Origin of the sequence: Pelatocladus sp. BLCC-F211, from assembly GCF_041928655.1 — a bacterium.
Taxonomy (GTDB): Bacteria; Cyanobacteriota; Cyanobacteriia; order Cyanobacteriales; family Nostocaceae; genus Pelatocladus.
In genome coordinates, this window is record NZ_JBHFLM010000196.1 from 1 (window position 1) to 14,992 (window position 14,992).

The window sequence follows — 14,992 nt, forward strand, 5'->3', positions numbered from 1 at the left end:
GAAAAATAATTAACTATAGTAAAGTTTTGTAGGTTGGGTATAGCGACAGCGAAACCCAACATTATAGTCTGGTTAATGTTGGGTTACACTCCGTTCCACCCAACCTACATAATGTCCTTTTTGAAAAACTCCTCTTTTCAAGATGGACGAGGTTTAACTATAGTAAAGTCAGTGAATTCATAATTCGCATACCGGGAGCAAAGAGGATGAAAGCAGCTGTCATTCATCGGTATGGTTCTGCTGATGTGTTGCAATATGAAGATGTAGCACCACCAACAATCAAAGCTGACGAATTACTTGTGAAAGTTCACGCCAGTTGTATTAACCCTGCTGATTGGAAAATCCGCAAGGGAATGTTGAAAATTGTGACAGGCAATAAATTCCCCATGATTCTGGGATTTGATTTGGCAGGTGAAGTCGTGGAAGTTGGTTCTAATGTTACACGCTTCACAATCGGAGATTCAATTTACGGGACTCTGAAACCACCAAGTGCAGGTGCTTATGCAGAATTTGTCGCAGTACCAGAAAATTGTGCTGCTCTTAAACCCACAAATATCAGCTATATAGAAGCAGCTTCTATACCCGTCGCTGGATTGACTGCTTTACAAGGACTGCGAGATCAAGGCAACATTAAACCAGGACAAGCTGTTTTAATTAATGGTGCTTCTGGTGGTGTGGGTATTTTCGCGGTACAAATTGCCAAGATACTGGGTGCAGAAGTGACTGGTGTTTGCAGTACGAAAAACCTAGATTTTGTGAAATCTTTAGGAGCAGATCGCGTCATCGATTACACGCAGCAAGATTTTACTCAAGACCCAGTGCAATACGATATTATTTTTGATACAGTTGGGAAGCGGTCTTTTTTTGATTGCCAAAAAGTATTAAAGCCTAACGGAATTTACGTGACTACGCTACCCACCCCGGAAAATATTCTGCCGGGAATTGTGACAATGATTATTCCTGGGAAAAAAGCCAAATTGGTGCTGGAATCACCCAAAGCTCAAGATTTAGTTTATCTGAAAGAATTGATTGAAGCCGCTAAACTTCGTACTGTGATTGATCGCACCTATCCCCTCCAAGAATTAGCCGCAGCTCATGCTTATAGCGAAACTGGACGCGCTGTGGGGAAAATTGCGATCGCCATAACATAAAATTCACAAGTAGGGTGCGTTATGCCGCAGGCTAACGCACCACCTAGAATCCGCCTTTACTAAATTAATTCTAAAATCTTTGCTGGCGTGAGTTCCTGCACATTATGCAAAACTATAGCTGCTCCTGCTTGGCGCAGAGTCTCAGCATAAGCATCACGCCGCGTTGTTGTTTCCTGGACATGTGGCGGTAGTACACCCACACCAATCCAAGTTTTTTCGGGTTGGAGCAATCTCTGACGCGCTTTCTCTACTGTATACATGTCAGCTACTGTATCTCCTACATACACTATTGAAGATGATTTGTCAATACCATCTTCCAACAGGCGAACAGTAGCGAAAAGTCCCGTTGGATCTGGTTTTCCTGGCGCATCTTCCATAGCAATTAATACCGGAGATTGTAAACCCAGGCGACCTTGCAAGACGTAGTTAGCAGAACCACGAGTTGCACCACTGAAAAATCCCCAAGCAATACCAGCTAAAGTCAGTTGTTCGAGATAGCTAGGACTTAACAATAAAGGTTCATCACAAATATAGCCAGTAAAATTTTCAGGATCAGTACCTCGATAACGAGCTTGAAAAAAAGCAACAATATTTTTGTAGTCTAATCCCAATTGTTCGCGGGACTGACCTTGAGCTTCAAAATATCGGTAGATCAACTCTTGGGACGCTTCCCAATCATTATTCCAAATTCCTTCAGACTTTAACTTGTCAATATCTATTGGTGTAGGGCGATACTCACCTTGAGTGAAATTTTCAACAGTATCTGCGATCGCGCGACGATAGGAACCACTCACATCGCGCACAACACCATCAATATCAAAAATCACAATTATGTTCATAGTCAATGGTCAATAGTCAATAGTCAATGATCAATGGGAACAGACTTGTTAAATAATTCTCCTTTGTCTCCCTTGTCCTCCTTGTCTTTTGTCCCCAATCCCCTCATTCAATTTGTCCACCGGGCAGGGATTGCGATAGAATAAGCGATCGCTGTTGTTAGTAAGTATTGCGCGGAAATTTCGCGGAGGTGCGATTGTCAAAGTTCATTTTGAAAATTTTGTGGTTAGACGAAAACGTCGCCCTGGCGGTTGATCAGGTGGTAGGTAAAGGTACTAGTCCTTTAACTAAGTACTTTTTCTGGCCCAGAAATGACGCTTGGGAAGAACTAAAAAAAGAGCTAGAGTCAAAACACTGGATTACTGAGGTAGATCGGGTAGAGTTACTCAATAAAGCTACCGAAGTTATCAACTACTGGCAAGAGGAAGGTAGAAACCGCCCGATGTCAGAAGCGCAAGGGAAATTTCCCGATGTTGCTTTCACAGGTAGCGCCTAGAAGAAGGCAGAAGGCAGAAGGCAGAAGGCAGAAGGGTTAAAATTAATACTTCATCCTTCCTTCATCTTTTATACTTCACACTTCATTCTTGCTGTTGTCAAAGCTGCCATAGCTTGATAGTTTTATCCCTGCTGCCACTTACAATTATTTGTGCAACAGGGTTGACAACAACAGTAGTTACTGAATCGACATGTCCAGTGAGAGTAACAATTTCTTCTCCTGTACAGACTCTCCAAAGCTTGAGTGTATTGTCTCTACTCCCACTAATTAGCGTTTCGCCATCAGCGCTAAAAGCTACTGCTAGAACAGACCAGGAATGGCCTAGTAGTGTGTGAATTACCTGACCAGTATTTACATCCCACAATTTGATAGTGTTATCATCGCTACCAGTTGCCAAGATTTTACCGTCGGGACTGAAGGCGACTGTTAAAACTGCCCATGCATGACCACAAAGGCTATAGCATGGGCAGTTTTCAATTTTTTTCTGGGTTTGGGTGTGAAGCGAAGACAAATCCCAAAGACGAATTGTTCTGTCAAAACTAGCACTAGCAAGTAGTTGATTTTGAGGACTAAATGCAACAGCACTTACCTGTAAATGATGTCCAGCTAGAATCAAAATTTCTTCACCTGTTGTGACATTCCAAAGTTTAACTGTTTTATCCCAGCTACCACTGGCTAAAATTCCCTCAAGGCTAAACGCAAGTGATTTGACAGCGCTTGAGTGTCCCAAAAGCGTACAAATCTCCTCAAATGTGGTCAGATTCCATAATTTAATAGTTTTATCATCGCTTGCTGTTGCCAAAATATTTTCCTTGGGACTGAAAGCAATTGATTTCACCGCTTGAGAATGTCCCATTAATGTAGATATGAGTTTGTGGGTGTTTAAGTTCCACAATTTAATTGTTTTATCATCATGACCACTAGCTAATATTTGACCATCAGACCTAATCGCAACAGAATTTACACTACTCAAAACAGTTGAATATCCAGTTAGAGTATGCAAGCATTCTTGTCCATGATTTGGAATTTTGCCTCGTTCCCAGGCTGGTAGATATTGAGGTGAATAAATACCCAGCGCTTGCATGACTTCATCAGCTGACTGAAAGCGATGATATAGATCAATCTCTATCAACTTGTCAATAATTTTAACTAAGCGATCGCTCACTTTTACTGGCAAATTCTTGGACAACACAAAAAAATGGGAGAGATTGACCTTCATCTACAGCGATAAAAGTTTGACAATTTCCCCCTTGACCAATTTGTTTAATTAAGCGATAGCGTTCGTGTAGTAACACTATTTTGAAATCACAAGACAACTGTTTATGATTTAGTTCGTAGTAAGCACTTTAGTGCTTCTATCTCAGCACTTTAACGCTGACTACAAACTAATTTCTCTAACCGACATTCCCATCCAATGGAAAATCCACAACCACGGGTGAATTACCATTTGCTTGAACTGCTTCGACGTCGGTAACTGGTGGTTTCGGCTGCAACGGTGATATGACTTCACCTGGTTTAGTTGTTTGATTCCAGAGAATCATCGAAAGTAACCCATCTACCAAACCGTTGCTAGTGCCATTGTTCCCGCCAACTAAGACATCGGGGATGAGACGGACGTGGCGATCGCCGATAATTTGCATCAACTGCATAGCTGTATAACCCTGTGAACCTAAAGCTTCCACCCCAGCACGGTAAGCTTCTGCTTTGGCGTTACCAGTAGCACGGATGGCTTCGGCTTCAGCAAGGCTTTTGAGTCGTAGAGATTGGGCTTCTGCGTCGGCTCTTAAACGAATGGCTTGGGCTTCACCCGTGGTTTCTTTAACTTTCGCATTCGCTTTGAGTTCGGCAATTTTCACGCCTTGCTCAGATTTCACCGCTTCTTGTTGAATGTCAGCCTTGGCTTTTAATTCAGCAATCATCACGCCCTGCTCAGACTTCACCATATCTTGTTGGATATCAGCCAAAGCTGTTTCCCGTACCAGTTGCTGTCTCTGGGTTTGCGCCTGCTGCTGGACTTCAAAAGTTTTACGTTGTTCTTCAGCAATTTTCCGGTCTGTTTGGGTTTGCATCAACGTTGCAGGCGGTTGAATATCACCAATCAGGGTATCGATCGCCTGTACATCATAAGCCCGCAGCGCTACTCTAATATAATCGGCGGCTTCTGCTTGCCGTTCACTACGCGCACTCAAGAAATCTAGTACGGTGTAATCTTGGGCTGAGTTGCGGAAATAGTTACCAATCGTTGGTTCCAATACATGGTCTACTAAATTCTGCATCGAACCTACACGGGAAATCACCTTGGGAGCATCCAAAGCGCCAACGTGAATAATTTGGGCAATTTCCAAATCAAAAGCAAACCCGTCTTTGGAACGTACTGTTAAAGAGTCAAGTTTGGCATCATAATTATGACGTTCAGTGCGAACCGACCAATTTAAAACAATATTGGTTGTTGGCACTAATTCAATTTTCATAATCCGGGTATTAACTGGGTGCTTACCTGGATAAAGTGGTTCTATCCAAACACCTTTGTGTCCTTGATTGACTAAGTTACCGTGGGTAAAAGCTGCACCACTGACATCTTCATGCGCCTTACCAACGAACGAAATCACCACACCCACATAACCAATAGGAATTTCTGTCATCGGTACTTGCTCAACTTGGACAAACCAAGGATTCAAGTTCCAAGAACCAGAAAGCAAAATCTGTTCTTGCAAACCCCGACGTCCACCACCATCAATAAATCTTTGTCCATTTTGGAAGTTATCGTGAGCAGCGATCACCGGGCCAGCAATTTCACCACCAGGGATAGGAAGACCATCTAGAGTAGTGACGATCCCAACTTTGTCCCCAGCCACACTATACAGCCGCAACTGTTCTGGACTCATACCATGTTTGCTGGCGTTAGCTGCTGTGATGATTTTAAATAAGGCAGTATTGATCCGGTAAGTACCAGCTGTGAGAAAACCCATTTGTCGCCCTTTTTCCCCACCATGAGTCAGGAATTTCCGAGCGTCTTGGAAATTGTCGCATTCTACTATTTTGCCCAAAATACGTTCGGGTGGGGTATGTGTGCCATCTTCCGCTACAATCAGAGCAATTTCACCTTGGGGAATGGCGATCACTGGCTCTTTTTTCACCGAGTATTGCCAAGGCCAATAGCCCCAGTGCCAACCAGGAGCTAGAGTATCAGCTTGAAAACCAGCTTCACCATTCATGGCGATTAAGCGTCCGGCGGGAAGTCCACGTCCAGAAATCGTAAATTTTTTAATAACAACCCCAACTTCCCGTTCACCGATCACAACGAGTCCGCCAAAAAACAGGGGGACAAAAATCACAACACCACCCACAACAATAATGGGGATAACTCCCCAAGGTGACACATCTGAAAGTTGAACTGTCGTCGGTTGTGTCTGCTGAATTTGGGTTGGGACTGAGGCGAATTCTTGGGGAGTAGTTTTGTTAATCGGATTAGCGCTAGCAGTATGAATGCTACCAGCTATAGTCAAAGTTGTGATTATAGATGCTGCGAAACGAAGTATTTTATTGTGCTTTTGTTGACTTTTATTAGAGGAATCTTGTGAGGCTTCCATATATTTGCCCCTCTGGGCAACTAATTATCCAATGTATCACTTCATTTAGGTTTCCCCTAATTTCTTAAACTTGTTCTTAATTTTGATAAAAGTTTACCTGCTCAAGTTAAACCACGTCTACTTTGAGAATTGTAGTTTTGTAGGTTGGGTGTAGCGACAGCGAAACCCAACATTATAGTCTGGTTAATGTTGGGTTACACTCCGTTCCACCCAACCTAACATAATGTCCTTTTTGAAAAACTCCTCTTTTCAAGATGGACGAGGTTTATCTTTGGGCAAAATTAAATTTTGATGTTGAAAAACTTATCTCTGTGGAATCCATCCATTTTTAGAGCAGACTCCGACTTCGCTTCTCGGAGGGATACACCAATAATTTTTTCCATCAAAGACTACCCTATCTTTGACGTAATTCAACTCAGAAATAGGTCTCCACTCTTGATTTCCTTCCTCGTCATAATATCGATATTGTTCCCCTTTAACTTCTAAACCTTGACCTGTTCCTCCGAGTATATAAAACCCATCTACAATCGGAGGAAGTGAAGCTTCAATCACAGATGACTCACAAACTGTTCCTTCACCTCTACAGCCTTTCGCTATTTGTCCATCAGCCGACAGGCTGTATATTTTATCGTCTTTTAAAAGTAATCCTAAGCCACTTCCGTCTTGCAATATGATCGGATTGGAAAATTTTCCGCGATATAGAACTGAACTGCTAACTGTACCGTTAAGTTTAACTATAGTGGTGCCATCAGTTGCGATCGCTATCGATTGACCAGTTCCATTTCCACCGAGAAAATTAAAAAATCTAGTGCCGATAAACGGCAATTTCGCTTGATGATCAGCAGAAACTGAGGTTTGTTGATGAGTGTTTGTTCCCTTCTCGATCCACCAACGCCAAACTACTCGTTTTAGATTGTTGGAGTCAGTCAACCTCGCCGATACAGACAGTATTTCTCCGGCTTTATTTGTAAACTCGAACAGACAAGCCCCTACTCCTGTCCCTGAGCAGTCTTTAACCTCCTCATACCCAAAATCAAATAATTCTCTTACAGGAGTATTATTAAGATTGGGCGGTTCGCCCTGTATATGGGGTTGCCAACCTTGTTTAATCAGCAGCTCTCGCGCTTTCTGATATGACATACCTTCTTTGAGATCGAGCTGTTCGGCAGGATTGGAAGAATTTTTAGTCCTGGATAGAATCTTCTCACCCTGAGAAGCGAGGATTGAGTTATTTTCCTGTTGATCGCCTCGAACCGTTTGACTTGGTGTATTAATGTTGGCGCTGTTGTTTCCTTGCTGCACATTTGGAGTCGCAAAGCTCGTACATCCAGTTGCGATCGCTCCCACTAAACCCGCCAAAATCTCTACTCTCATTTTAGAAAATCTAATACTTATCAAAAACCCGGTTTCGATAAGGAACCGGGTTTTTAATTATACCATGCCACCAGCAGCTTGAAAACGAGCGCGGGCGCGTTTAAAGGCTTGGTTGGCTTGGATTTGACCTTGGCGATCGCCTTCTTTAACTTGACCTAAACGGCTTTGTGCTTCGTTAAAAGCAGTACGAGCTTCCTCAAGGTCAATTTTGTCGCCACGTTCTGCACCATTGACCAGAATGGTCACTTCATCTTCTTCTACTTCAGCAAATCCACCTAGAAGAGCAATCGGTGTCCAGCCTTGATTTTTACTAGGACGTACTCGCATCACACCAGTATCCAAGGCTGTTAATAATGGTGCGTGTCCAGTGAGGATACCTAGCTGACCAGTAGTACTGGGCAAAATTACTTCTTCAGCAGGAGCATCCCAGATTGTTTTGTCTGGGGAAATTACACGAACTGTTAATGGCATATGGTCAGTTATCAGTTATCAGTTATCAGTTATCAGTCATGAACTATCAGCGAACAGTTATCAAGTGACAACTGTTCACTGATAACTGTTCACTAAAGACTAGCCTTTGAGTTTTTCAGCTTTAGCAACGGCTTCGTCAATGCTGCCGACCATGTAGAATGCTTGTTCTGGCAGTTCGTCCAACTCACCAGACAAAATCATGTTGAAGCCTTTGATTGTATCTTCCAACTTCACGTATTTACCAGGAGAACCGGTGAATACTTCAGCGACGAAGAACGGCTGAGACAAGAAGCGCTCAATTTTGCGGGCGCGTGCAACAACCAGACGGTCATCTTCAGACAATTCATCCAAACCAAGGATGGCAATAATGTCTTGCAGTTCCTTGTAACGTTGTAGGGTTGATTGTACAGAACGAGCGGTGTTGTAGTGTTCATCACCAACAATGTTAGGCTGTAACATAGTGGAAGTGGAACCCAGAGGATCTACCGCCGGATAAATACCCTTAGCTGCCAAACCACGAGACAATACAGTTGTTCCATCCAAGTGAGCAAAGGTGGTAGCAGGTGCGGGGTCAGTCAAGTCGTCCGCAGGTACGTACACAGCTTGGATAGAGGTGATAGAACCTTCGTTGGTGGAAGTGATGCGCTCTTGCAGTTCACCCACATCTGTACCCAATGTCGGCTGATATCCTACCGCAGAAGGCATCCGTCCTAACAGCGCTGATACTTCGGAACCAGCTTGTACGAAACGGAAGATGTTGTCGATAAACAACAGTACGTCTTGCTTGTTCACATCCCGGAAGTATTCTGCCATGGTCAAACCAGACAGACCGACACGCATTCTTGCTCCGGGTGGTTCGTTCATCTGACCATAAACGAGAGCAATTTTAGATTCGTTGAGGTTATCTTTGTTGATCACCCCAGATTCGATCATTTCATTGTAGAGGTCATTGCCCTCACGAGTGCGCTCACCCACGCCAGCAAACACAGACACACCACCGTGTTGAGTCGCGATGTTGTTAATCAACTCCATCATGATCACGGTTTTGCCGACGCCTGCACCACCAAACAGACCAATCTTACCGCCACGACGGTAGGGAGTCAGCAGGTCAACAACTTTAATCCCAGTTTCAAACACGGAAGGTTTGGTTTCCAGTTCGGTGAGTTTGGGAGCAGCGCGGTGGATGGGTAATTTCTCTTCGCTGTTGACAGGCCCTTGATTATCTACAGGTTCGCCCAGGACGTTGAAAATCCGACCCAGGGTGGCTTTACCAACAGGTACGCTAATGGGAGCGCCAGTATCGACAGCTTCCATACCACGTACTAAGCCATCAGTAGAAGTCATCGCCACAGCCCGCACCTGGTTGTCACCAAGCAGTTGCTGTACTTCGCAGGTAATTGCGATTTTCTGTCCAGCTTCGTTAGTGCCAGAGACTTGCAAAGCGTTGTAGATTGGTGGCATTTTTCCGCTAGGGAATTTTACGTCTACAACCGGCCCAATGATTTGGGTAATGTAACCAATGTTTGTTTTTTGTGCTGTGGTGACCATGCTGAGTCTATGATTGAAGCTATATTTCAGATCGGGTCGTAAGAGACTTAAAATTAAGCTATGTCATTTTCAAGAGTAGCACTGAACGACGCTAGAATTTGGCATAAATTTATTATTAAGCTTGGGCAAATCAGTGAGTTAGCCAGGTTAGGATCACAGTAGGGGCGTTTAGATTTGGTCAAGAGACTAAAAAGAGTGTAGGGGTGTAGGAAGAATCCTACTTTCATGCAAGGCTTGTGAAATTTTTTCATTGGGACTGCCTGAATGAAGCTCGTGTCTAAATAATTTATTGGCTGGGAACGTTGGGAACGTCGGTATTTGTAGCTTGAAAAAATTCTTTTTTCTCAAACCCAAAAGTATTGGCAACGAGTGAGTTAGGAAAACTCTGAACTTTTTGATTATATGCTTGCACCGCTTGGTTGTAGCGCATCCGCTCGACTGCAAGACGATTTTCAGTACCTGTTAACTCGTACTGAAGATTGGTAAATAATTGGCTTGATTGCAATTGGGGATGAGCAAATGCATAATCACGGAAACGGTCGATCGCTTGATTGATTTGTACTGTTGCAACAGCTTTTTGATTAGGGGTAGTTGCTTGTAAATAAGCCTGACGTGATCGCACCAACAAAGAGACTAACTCTTTTTCCTGTTTAGCATAGGCTTTTGTCACGTTCACAAGGTTGGGAATCAGATCAGCACGTCTTTGAAGTTGATTTTCGACTTGCGCCCAAGCTGCATCAACTTTAGTGTTACTGCTTTGAAGAGAGTTGTAAGTCCAGCCACACCAAATAGTTAATGCTGCTACTATCCCAACACCAGCTAGCAATAGTCTTTGGCGCAGATGCACTAGTCGCTTTTGTTGTTCTTGCTGCTGTTTGTGCTTTGCTTGCACATCTTGGATAGCTTGCTGAATAAACTCGGCGGGAATATCAGCTTCCTTTCCTGCTGCGACCAATTCCGAAACCGAATAACTTTGGGTGTGATTGGCGTAGTAGCGCGAGGCTAACTCTAGCACCTCCGGGGCAATTTCTTCAGGAATTTTCTTGTGTGGATTGTTCATAGTATTCACCAGCTATCACCAGCACCACCACCACCGCTACTTCCACCACCAAAGCTATCACCACCGCCACCACTAGAATCACCACCACCAAAACTTATGACAGAAGACGGAGGTAAACAAGGAATGATTTCCTCTTTTTCGTTGCGATAAGCACAATTGTGGCACTCATCGATAATTAGTCGTTCGCCATAATCATATTCTGTAGCTGCTCTGACAGTAGTTTGAGTACGGGTGACGGTTAACTCTTGACAATTAGGACATTTCTGAAATCGAGATGAATCAGATTCTTGGGCGACAATGTGGAAGCCATTACCAGTTAGCTTGTCGCTGCAATTGGCACATCTCCAACCTTCAAATTTGACACTACCAATTTCTTGTGCTGTTTTTTCTGGTTTACTGAGATAAGAATCAATTGTAGTGTCGTCTACTTTTGCCATCGGTTGTTGGCAATCAGCACACAAAAACATGTAATTTCCCTTATTTCTGCGTGTACGTCCTTCTGGTGCAATCAAAACTTTACGAGGACGTGCCAAATAAGCAACTGTTCCTGTCAGCACTACAATCATTCCACCTGTGAAAAGTACTCCCCAAAGCAAACCATCATCGGAATTTGCTTGTCTATTCGGGGAAGTATTCTGGTTGGGAATTACCTGATTTCCAGAGGATGTCCGATCAGAGTTTAAAACGAGTACTAGCGCTTTTGTTCCCGCCAGTGTACCAGCTTGAAAATCCCCTTTTTTAAATTGTGGGATGATTTGGGTATCGATGATATTGCCGACTTTCGCATCAGGCAAAATTGCTTCCACACCATAACCAGTCTCAATTTCCACGCGGCGATCGCCTACTGAAATCAAAAACAAGACACCATTATCCTGTCCTTTCTTGCCAATTCCCCAATTATTAAACAATTCAGTGGCAAATTTTTTCGGAGTACTTGCAGGTGCAGTTTCTGGTACTGTCACCACTGCCATTTCCGTGCCATTTTTTGCCTCTAATTCCGAAATCATCTGATTGATTTGGCTTTCTGTGCGATCGCTGAGAATCCCTGCCATATCACTTACCCAACCACCATTTGTCTGTCGAGGGTTAGGTACTTCTTGGACAGTCACAGCCAGACTTGAAAGTGGATAAACAAGTATGGTCAAGGAAAATAAACTCACCCAGAAAATGCGTTTTGGTTTGAGAAAATTTAATTTCATTGCTTTAGCCTCGATGAGCAAATTTTCTGGAGTTAGGTTTTAGTAAAATCAACTTCTGTTATAGGTTTGTTCTATGATAAAATCTTGATTAAGAGAATAATTATTAATATTTGACTAATTAATCAAATAATTTGTTTCACAATACTTCTACTTCTATTCTACGTCTAATGTGACTTCATAGAGAATGGTAGTCTTCAGTTATCAGTTGCAAACTATTAACAAGTGTGGGTTATTATTTATTTTTTGGTATTTTTGTACTATAATGAGTGTTCAAAAGTTGAAATTTTAAGTTTCTAATACTATTACAGATATGCTGAATCACAGCAAAAACTCTCCAGTTAATTCAGCTAATGTTCTTTACAGACATGGCGACGTTTTGATTATACGTGTTGCGACTATACCTAATCTTGCCCAAAAGCATGTAGGTTCTATTCTGGCTCATGGTGAAGTCACAGGACATAGCCATCGCATCCAGCCATCTAATGCTGTTCAATTATGGGTGCATGGTAGTGAACTTTTTCTGGAGGTGAAACAAACAGGTGCTACTTTGGTTCATGAAGAGCATCGGGCAATTGAAATACCTCAAGGTTTTTACCGTGTTTGGAGACAACGTGAATACCGCCCTAATGCTTACGTGGAGGTCGAGGATTAATGCTGAGTTTGATGTCGAAGGGGCGTGTGCCGAAGAAACCAGTCAAGCAGCGCCCATTGGAAACCCAGTCCATAACAGGACAAGATATCCTCAATACAGAAAATGTTGAGTTGCGTCGCGTGCTGCTTGAGCGTCTGGGATACGAAAAATTTTTACAGCAAGTGGGAGGGTTGATACGCGATCGCGATCAAGACGCAGGAGGGGAACGTCAACTCATCTACATTCCTTTTGAGGATGATGAAGCTTTGATGGTGTTGAAGGTGATTTGTCCATCCACAAAGCACACTCACATCCTACGTGTCCCCCCCTATATGCAGAATTGCCATCAAGCAGCAGCCTGGATTGCTGGGTTTGATAACCCAAATGACTATCACCCTGTAATTGAAGCCTAATACAATTTTGGATTTTAGATTACTCTGTCGAGTAGACACTCCCTGTCTACTTGCACCAAGTCGCTAACGCGCCTACCAAAGGTAGCCGCACTTCGTGCATCTATGGATTTTGGATTGGGAAACTCTTTGTGCAGCTCAAACTCTTACCAATGACGACCCTAACTAGTAGAGACGCGATTAATCAATCGCGTCTCTACATTTGTGCGGACTTACTCAATTGCTGGTGTTGGGTTGCACAAAACGCTTAATGTCACCACAGGCTATATAAGACTTGCCGTCAGGAGCTATTTTGATTTCATCAACGACGTAAAGCATTCCTTCCTCACGAATTGAGCGGGGAAAACGCATATTCCAATCAGGTTCATATCCGTCAGAAACTACCCTAGCACGCAACTTGCTGCCATCTTTCACACACTGAACAAGAATGCCATTATTTACACTGTCGGTGGTAAGTAGGTCGGCAGCGCTGGCGGGGCCTTTGGCAGCTTTGCCAGTGCTAGTAGACCTTGATTGTCGGGGAGCAACAAAGATATCTGCTTCACCGGGTTTAGCAAAACGGTTAATTTTGCCAGATACCCGATAGAAAGAGCCATCAGTTGAAAGTTCCACTCCTTCAACAACATAGCGCGCTCCCTCAGCACGAATTGCTCTGGGAAACTGCACATTTTTAGTGGCATCGTAACCATCGGACAGGACTTTGACCCGTAACTTACCTCCTTCGCGAACACAGTATAATTCCACACCGGAACCAACTTCATTTACTGTTGGCATCGCGTATATTTCATCGCCCGCAGTTACACCACGACCCACCAGATCACTGCGAGTGCGCGTCATTGCCTGATAAGTTTGATCGCGCAGTTCTTTACGTCCGGCATTTCCCAAAGCTTTTTGGGCAATTCTTCCGGCAAAATATTCCAGCTGATCTATCTCCTCAGCAATTTCAAAATTCTCATTCAAACCTTTATTTCGCAGTTCTTGCACCAACGCCCGTAGGGTTTGTTCGGCTTCTTGGTGTTGACCATGCTCTGCTAGATTAAGGGCAGTTTCTTTAGCCTTAGCAATAGTCAGACGGCTCAAATCAAGGATAATATGACTAGAAGAAGCAAAAGCAGATTCTTCAACTGTGCCTACTTTGGCGACGACATCTGTTGTACCAGACACACTTTGAATGATGTCATTCTGCACGACATCAGCGCTGTAATGCAGCTTCATCACAGGTAATTGACCGATTTGAGCAGCAGGAATCTCCAGACTTAAACCCAAAAGTTTGTCTTCGCCCTCGTAAAGTTCGCCTAAAGTAATCACAGGTTGACCAACGTGATTTTGCTCAAATTTAGCCAGACTTAAGACATCAACGAGATTGACACCATCAGCCAACTCAAGCGTGACTTTCAGATTTTGACCTACCACTGCTCTGAGGCTATCTAGCTCAATACTGAAGACTTCGGCTGCTTCATCAATGCTTTGAATAAAGTAGAAGTTGCCACTAGCGGCTCTCGCCATACCAATCAGCAGATCCTCATTGAAACCCTGATCAAAACCTAATGTAGTTGTGATCATACCTTCCTCAGCTTTTTGCCCTGCTGTTGCTGTGAGTACTTTGGGATCTTGAATACCCATATTGGCATGACCATCGGTCAGCAGCAGCACACGGTTGATTTTTTGCGGATGAAGTTGCTGTTTCACATATTCGCAACCTTTGAGCCATCCCCCAGATAAATTCGTAATACCTCCTGCGTAGACCTTGCTGATAGCATTTTTCAATGCAGATTTGTTGTTTACAGACTGGGGTGGCACAACGGTATCCACTGCATCATCGTAAACAACCACTGAAAGAATATCATTTGCCTCAAGTTGATCGACTACAGATTCAGCAGCTTTGAGCGCATGAAACAAGGGAGCGCCTGCCATAGAGCCAGAACGATCAATGACAAGAGACAAGTTAAGATCACGTCGCCCAGACTCAGGTATGTCAGCACGAAAACGGAGCAACAAATTAGTCTTTAATGAAGAGCCGGCAGGTAATATCGCTTGGTCAAATGCGTAACTTGTTTTGATCATTTGTAGACTCTCAAAATTATTTTTAATCACTGGTGAAGTTTTTAATACGGTCACAATCAATGTTGCTTTTAGTTTGCCCAGTGCGCGTCAAGATTTAATTCTTTATCCTTTGTCTGTGACAAGATTTTCAAAGATTTTGATATTTCTTAACGTTTGTAGTA

General features: G+C 43.3%; 13 protein-coding genes and 1 pseudogene. 4 read left to right on the forward strand and 10 right to left on the reverse strand.

Going from position 1 to position 14,992, the window contains the following annotated elements; all coding sequences use genetic code 11:
* The first annotated feature begins 206 nt into the window (after positions 1–206).
* Positions 207–1,151, forward strand: coding sequence for an NAD(P)-dependent alcohol dehydrogenase (locus tag ACE1AT_RS23125; protein ID WP_374872626.1), 945 nt, complete (start codon positions 207–209; stop codon positions 1,149–1,151).
* Between the two features lie 59 nt (positions 1,152–1,210).
* Here the strand turns inward: ACE1AT_RS23125 and ACE1AT_RS23130 are convergent, their stop codons facing one another.
* Entirely contained in the window at positions 1,211–1,990 is a 780-nt protein-coding gene (locus tag ACE1AT_RS23130) for a TIGR01548 family HAD-type hydrolase (RefSeq protein WP_374872628.1), read from the reverse strand.
* 188 nt (positions 1,991–2,178) lie between these two features.
* Here ACE1AT_RS23130 and ACE1AT_RS23135 point away from each other — a divergent pair, with 188 nt between their 5' ends.
* A complete protein-coding gene (locus ACE1AT_RS23135) occupies positions 2,179–2,484 on the forward strand; it encodes a 30S ribosomal protein PSRP-3 (RefSeq protein ID WP_016860032.1) in 306 nt (101 codons plus the stop codon).
* A gap of 97 nt (positions 2,485–2,581) precedes the next feature.
* Here the strand turns inward: ACE1AT_RS23135 and ACE1AT_RS23140 are convergent.
* The 8 genes and pseudogenes from ACE1AT_RS23140 to ACE1AT_RS23175 all read right to left on the reverse strand — a co-directional run.
* Positions 2,582–3,679: pseudogene (locus tag ACE1AT_RS23140) on the reverse strand (serine/threonine protein kinase); the annotation flags it as partial.
* Complete coding sequence (locus ACE1AT_RS23145) at positions 3,630–3,779, reverse strand: hypothetical protein (RefSeq protein WP_374872787.1); 150 nt, start codon at positions 3,777–3,779, stop codon at positions 3,630–3,632. The gene ACE1AT_RS23145 and the pseudogene ACE1AT_RS23140, both read right to left, overlap by 50 nt.
* Positions 3,780–3,878: 99 nt before the next feature.
* Complete coding sequence (locus ACE1AT_RS23150; RefSeq protein ID WP_374872630.1) at positions 3,879–6,074, reverse strand: SPFH domain-containing protein; 2,196 nt, start codon at positions 6,072–6,074, stop codon at positions 3,879–3,881.
* 303 nt (positions 6,075–6,377) lie between these two features.
* Positions 6,378–7,448, reverse strand: coding sequence for a hypothetical protein (locus tag ACE1AT_RS23155; RefSeq protein WP_374872632.1), 1,071 nt, complete (start codon positions 7,446–7,448; stop codon positions 6,378–6,380).
* Between the two features lie 57 nt (positions 7,449–7,505).
* Positions 7,506–7,919 (reverse strand): ATP synthase F1 subunit epsilon, encoded by a 414-nt coding sequence (gene atpC, locus ACE1AT_RS23160; RefSeq protein WP_374872634.1) that lies wholly within the window; start codon positions 7,917–7,919, stop codon positions 7,506–7,508.
* A 99-nt stretch (positions 7,920–8,018) separates the two neighbouring features.
* Positions 8,019–9,467: a F0F1 ATP synthase subunit beta gene (gene atpD / locus ACE1AT_RS23165; protein WP_374872636.1), complete on the reverse strand. Its 1,449-nt coding sequence runs from the start codon at positions 9,465–9,467 to the stop codon at positions 8,019–8,021.
* Positions 9,468–9,753: 286 nt separating this feature from the next.
* Complete coding sequence (locus ACE1AT_RS23170; RefSeq protein WP_374872638.1) at positions 9,754–10,527, reverse strand: LemA family protein; 774 nt, start codon at positions 10,525–10,527, stop codon at positions 9,754–9,756.
* Positions 10,528–10,532: 5 nt separating this feature from the next.
* The gene (locus tag ACE1AT_RS23175; RefSeq protein WP_374872640.1) at positions 10,533–11,726 is read right to left on the reverse strand and encodes a TPM domain-containing protein; all 1,194 of its coding nucleotides are present in this window, start codon (positions 11,724–11,726) and stop codon (positions 10,533–10,535) included.
* A 310-nt stretch (positions 11,727–12,036) separates the two neighbouring features.
* Between ACE1AT_RS23175 and ACE1AT_RS23180 the strand changes: the two genes are divergently transcribed.
* Positions 12,037–12,378 carry a hypothetical protein gene (locus ACE1AT_RS23180; protein WP_374872643.1) on the forward strand — a complete coding sequence of 114 codons (342 nt, stop codon included), beginning with the start codon at positions 12,037–12,039 and terminating at the stop codon, positions 12,376–12,378.
* Positions 12,379–12,404: 26 nt separating this feature from the next.
* Complete coding sequence (locus ACE1AT_RS23185) at positions 12,405–12,770, forward strand: DUF6745 domain-containing protein (protein ID WP_374872646.1); 366 nt, start codon at positions 12,405–12,407, stop codon at positions 12,768–12,770.
* Between the two features lie 213 nt (positions 12,771–12,983).
* Here ACE1AT_RS23185 and ACE1AT_RS23190 read toward each other — a convergent pair whose 3' ends face one another.
* Positions 12,984–14,831: a VWA domain-containing protein gene (locus ACE1AT_RS23190; RefSeq protein WP_374872648.1), complete on the reverse strand. Its 1,848-nt coding sequence runs from the start codon at positions 14,829–14,831 to the stop codon at positions 12,984–12,986.
* Between the last annotated feature and the right edge of the window lie 161 nt (positions 14,832–14,992).